Below are 4982 nucleotides of genomic sequence, written 5' to 3' on the forward strand. Positions count from 1 at the left end.
CCTCGGGCAAGGTCAGCACTCAGCGTTCGGCCGGCTGTTCTCAGGCCGGCCCACGGTAATTCCGCGATGCTGCGATGCCGGAATGTCGCAGGTCGGTGGAACCTCGGGCAAGGTCAGCACTCGACGTCGGGTCAGGACGGGCGATCAGGTCGTGGTGGACGCCACCGGCAATGTGAAGCTCATCGTCACGGTCGTTGCGCTGCTGCGCGCCGAGACTCGGCCGCCGTGCGCCTCGACGAGGTGCTTGACGATGGCCAGGCCGAGGCCGGAGCCGCCGCTGTCGCGATCGCGGGCGGCATCCACCCGCCAGAACCGCTCGAAGACGCGCGCCAGGTGGTCTGGCGGGATGTGACTGCCGTCGTTCTCGACCTCGACGACGACCTCCGCACCCTCGGCGTGCGCCCGTCCGCGGATGTCGGCATCCTCTGGGGCGTGTCGGCGCGCGTTGCCGAGCAGGTTCACGAGCACCTGACGCAGCCGCGTCGAGTCGGCATCGACCACGAGGGCGGTGGGGACGTCGACGTGGACGCGGGGCGCGCCGTCGAGCCCGAGCGTCGCCAGTGCGCCGTCGACCTCGTCTCGCAGGCGGAGCGGACGACGCGACAACCGCAGTTCGCGCGATTCCGCCAGGGCGATGTCCTGCAGGTCGTCGACCAGCCTCGTGAGATGCAGCACGTCGTCGTACAGCGCCTCGCAGGTGCGGGTCGGATCGGCGCTGACGCCGTCGCGCACGCTCTCGAGCCGGCAGCGCATGGCCGTGAGCGGGGTCCGGAGCTCGTGCGCCACGTCGTTGGTCATGGCCTGTCGCAGGGCGTGTTGATCCTGCAGGCGTGCGGCGAGGCGATTGAAGTCCACGGCGAGGTCGGCCACCTCGCTCGGCCCCTGGACCGGGACGCGCCGGTCGAAGGCGCCGTCGCCGAGCGCGGCGGTGGCGGCGCGCAGTCCAGCAAGTGGCCGCAGGGCCCCGTGCGCGATGAACCACGTGAGGACGAGACCGCACGTGCCGATGGTCAGGGTCAGCAGCAGCAGCCCCTGATCGAGGCTGCCAAGGGTGGCAGCGACGCGTGCCTGCCGGCCAGGCTCTGGCACGAGCAGGGCATGGATGGTGCCCATCCGGCCATCGGCCAGGCGCACCAGGCGGCCGGGGGACACCAGCTCGAAGGCGAGGCGTTCGCGTCGAGCGCCGGCGACACGCGTCGCCGTCATGGCGAAACGGCCGTGGATGACGGTCGCATGCACGTCCTGCAGCGACGCCAGCGCGCCTCCCGCCTTGCCGATCACCTCGCCATCAGGATCGAACACGAACACCAGCGCCCGTGGCGGCAGCCGCGCCGCCGCAGCGTCCATCACGCCCTCGCCGCAGCACACGCCATCGAGCCTGGCGTGCACGCGCTCGATCATGAACGGCATCATCTCGCGGGATTCGTCCGTCAGGAGGGCGTCGTACTCCAGGAGCTCTCGATGCGTGTCGCGCCGCGCCCCGACAGCCACGGCGACGACCGCCAGAATCACCAGCAGGCCGACCGCCAGCAGGAGCCGTACCCGCAGGCTACGCATCGCTGCCGCTCCACCGGTAGCCGATGCCGTGCGACGTGGTGATGAACCGCTGGGGGCGGTCAGGATCGAGCTTGCGACGCAGGTTCGCCAGGTGGGTGTCGACGGTGCGGTCGGTCCCCTCGTAGTCGGGCCCGAAGACGCGGCCGATCAGTTCCTCGCGCGTGAGTGGACGGCCCCCCGCACGGATGACGGCGTCGAGCAGGCCGAACTCGGTGCGCGTGAGGTCGACGGGACGCCCGTCGACACGGACGAGGCGTGCCCAGCGATCGAGGGCGAGGGCGCCGTGCGATTCCGCGCCTGGCGCCGAGGCCTCCGTCGTCCCCGCGCGACGCAGCAACGCCTCGACGCGGCAGACGACCTCTCGCGGGGCGAACGGCTTGGCGACGTAGTCGTCGGCGCCGCGCTCGAAGCCGCGCACGCGGTCGTCCTCGGTGGTGCGCGCCGTCAGCATCAGGACCGGCACGCGCGACACTTTGCGCAGTTCCCGGCACACGTCGAGCCCGGACAGGCCTGGAATCATCAGGTCGAGGATGACGAGTGCGAACGTCCCCGCGCTGGCGAGCGCGAGTCCCTGTCGACCATCGCGCACCACCCGGACGTCGTACCCCGCGCGCTGCAGGTACGCCTCCAGCGTCTCGGCGACGACGACGTCGTCTTCGACCACGAGGATCCGATCGGGCATGTGCAAGGCAATCCTAACGCGAGAGCTGCCGCGCGAGGGCCTCTCCGAGTTGCTCGGGGTGAGGCGGGTCCATGTTGGCCAGGACGACCACGACCACGCCTGGCGAGGCATGCACCAGCGCGTTGAGTCCTGGGGCGCCACCGGCCATGGCCAGTTGCCCGGCCGGGCCGTTGTCGCCGAGCACGCGTGCGGCGTCGGCGCGGGCGATCAGGCGATCGGCCCGCAACGCCTCGGCGTACGCCAGCAGGTCGGCAGCGGTCGAGTGGGCCCCGCCGGCGGCGCTGCCACCCGCGCCGAGCATGTCGGTGTTGGCCTGCGGAACGGCGCCCGGGACACCGCGTGTCGTGTATCCCTGCGCCGCGCCCTGCCCCGGTCCGGGACGAAGGAAGCCGGTCGACGTCATGCCGGCCGGCGTGAACACGTGCTGGGTGACGTACGCCTCGTACGCCTGCCCCGAGACGCGCGCGATGATCTCGCCGAGCACGACGTAGCAGCCGTTGCAGTAACGACGGCTGGTGCCAGGCGCGAACGTGAGGGGCTGCGGCGCGACCAGGCGGAAGTAGTCGCGGTTGGTCCGCAAGGTGTCCTTCGGGGTCGAGTCGAACTGCGGCCCGAACAGGTCGGCGATGCCGCCGCGATGGTCGAGCAGTTGCTGCACGGTGGCCACGCGCGCCTCGGCGTTCGGATAGTCGGGCAGCAGCGCGCCGATCGTGTCGGTCGCCTTCAGGCGGCCGGCCGCGATGAGTTGCGCCACGGCGACCTGGGTGAAGGACTTGTTGATGGAGCCGATGTCGAACCGCAGCGCCGGAGTGTTGGCCTGGTGCGTGGTGCGGTCGGCCTCCCCGTAGCCCCGCGCGAAGCGGCGATGGCCCTCGCGTGCGACGAGGACGACGCCGGAGAACTCGCCGGCCTGCGCCCGCGCGGCGAAATAGCCGTCCAGGGCGGCATCGAAGGCGTCGTCGCTCATGTCGGCCGTCACCGGCGGTGGCATGGTCGGGGGGCCTTCTTCTCCCCCGCCCGCCTGCAATTCGAGGCCAAAGCGGTCGACGCGGCGAGGCGGCGCGACCTCCAGCGTCAGCATGGCGCGACCGCGCAGCCCCGTGGTGCCCCGGATGTCGAGGGCGATGTCGTCGCCAACCTGACGGATGCCGTCGAGGGTCATGGTGCCGAAGTCCTCGTGGACGCGACGCACCATCTCGGCGCGCTGCGCGGCCGTGCGCCGCTCGAGCAATGCCGGCGTGCAGTGGACGCGGGCCATGGCCTCGAAGGCGTCGGGCTGTCCGGAGGCGAGCGCCGCGAAGAAGGCCTCGACGTGCGCCCGGACCTCGGGGGCCAGCGGCGCGGGTTCCTGCGCGGCGGCACGACTGCCGCCGGCGATCAGGAGTCCGGTGAGAAGGAGGGCAAGACGATGGCCGGTAGACATGCCGGCCATCGTACGGAGCCGGTGTCAAGGAACTGTCAAGGTGCCAGCCACGGCGCAGGCAGACGAAACGATTTGCGCGACGGCCGACCTGTGTTATCTTTCGGGGTCGGCGTTGCGCTCACGGCGCACGTTGAGTGGGCCGGTAGCTCAATTGGCAGAGCAGCAGACTCTTAATCTGCGGGTTGAAGGTTCGATTCCTTCCCGGCTCACCAGCCTTCGCTCCCCTTCGGCGAGCTACGGCTGGCTTCGCCAGCGGTAGCGAGTTTTCCTCAGGCGAAGGCTGTCCGCCGAAGCGCTTCTGATTCGACGGCGCGAAGGCGGACCACACGCCTCTTCGAGAGCGACGGCCGGCTCACCGCCACAATTCGCTCCAGATCACACACTGCGTCAGGTGCCCTCGCCGAGAATGGCGACGTACTGGCGGTAGCCGAAGACGCGGCCCCGCCGTCGTCCGGTCACTTCCTCGACGATGCCGAGGCGGATCAGATCGACGAGCGTCGCGTTGACGGTCGGCGCGGACAGCCCGGTCGCCGCGACGAGCTGCGCCGTCGTGCTGAACGGGTGCCGCTGGAGCCCGGCATGCACACGCAGCGCTGACCCCGCGCGTTCACTCTCCGCGGTGATCCTGGCGCGGTCCTCCTCGAACAGCTGCACGATCCGGGTCGCCGCCGTGAAGGCTTGCGTCGCCGTCTCCTCGACGCCACGGAGAAAGAACGCGAGCCACTCGCGCCACGCGCCGCGTTCCCGCACATCCTGCAATAAACGGTAGTACTCGGCGCGATGCGTCTTGAGGTAGAGGCTCAGGTACAACAGCGGCGAGGTCAGCACGCCGTGCACGCACAGGTACAGGGTGACCAGCAGCCGACCCATGCGGCCGTTGCCATCAAGAAACGGGTGTACGGTTTCGAACTGCACGTGCAACAGGCCCGCCTTGACGAGCGGCGGCAGGGCAGACGACTCCTCGTGCATGAAGGCCTCGAGGTCGCCGAGACAGCGATCGAGTTCGGTCACCGGCGGTGGTACGAACTGCGCATCGCCCGGCCGGGTCCCGCCCAACCAGTTCTGACTGCGTCGAAACTGTCCGGGATCGAGCGCGCTGCCCCTGGCGCCCTGAAGGAGTCGCGCGTGCATCTCCCGCATGAGCCGCAGTGAGAGCGGGAGTGCTCGGAGCCGATCCAGCCCGTACATCATCGCGTCGACGTAGTTGGACACCTCGCGCACGTCGTTGAACGGGGTGCCGGCCTGGGCGTCGGTCTCGAAGCGCAACAGGTCGGCGAGCGTCGACTGTGTGCCTTCGATTTGCGAAGACAGCACCGCCTC

The 4982-nt window shown here is 70.2% G+C and carries 4 protein-coding genes and 1 tRNA gene; 1 reads left to right on the top strand and 4 read right to left on the bottom strand.

Translation table 11 applies throughout. From position 1 onward, the window contains the following. Positions 1–144 precede the first annotated feature (144 nt). The 3 genes from ACIRDX_RS20465 to ACIRDX_RS20475 are packed head-to-tail and all read right to left on the bottom strand — an operon-like array spanning position 145 to position 3662. Positions 145–1557: a sensor histidine kinase gene (locus ACIRDX_RS20465; protein ID WP_396627290.1), complete on the bottom strand. Its 1413-nt coding sequence runs from the start codon at positions 1555–1557 to the stop codon at positions 145–147. Continuing rightward, positions 1550–2239: a response regulator transcription factor gene (locus ACIRDX_RS20470; RefSeq protein ID WP_396627291.1), complete on the bottom strand. Its 690-nt coding sequence runs from the start codon at positions 2237–2239 to the stop codon at positions 1550–1552. Before ACIRDX_RS20470 ends, ACIRDX_RS20465 begins: the two co-directional genes overlap by 8 nt. 13 nt (positions 2240–2252) lie before the next feature. Then, positions 2253–3662 carry a serine hydrolase domain-containing protein gene (locus ACIRDX_RS20475; protein WP_396627292.1) on the bottom strand — a complete coding sequence of 470 codons (1410 nt, stop codon included), beginning with the start codon at positions 3660–3662 and terminating at the stop codon, positions 2253–2255. A 136-nt stretch (positions 3663–3798) separates the two neighbouring features. On the opposite strand from ACIRDX_RS20475, the gene ACIRDX_RS20480 reads away from it, so the two are divergent. After that, positions 3799–3874, top strand: a tRNA-Lys gene (locus ACIRDX_RS20480). 175 nt (positions 3875–4049) lie between these two features. Here the strand turns inward: ACIRDX_RS20480 and ACIRDX_RS20485 are convergent. Continuing rightward, positions 4050–4982 (bottom strand): Fic family protein (locus tag ACIRDX_RS20485; RefSeq protein WP_396627293.1); only part of this gene is annotated, 933 nt, incomplete at its 5' end.

It is taken from the genome of Luteitalea sp. (genome assembly GCF_044337415.1).
In the GTDB taxonomy this organism is placed as follows: domain Bacteria; phylum Acidobacteriota; class Vicinamibacteria; order Vicinamibacterales; family Vicinamibacteraceae; genus Luteitalea.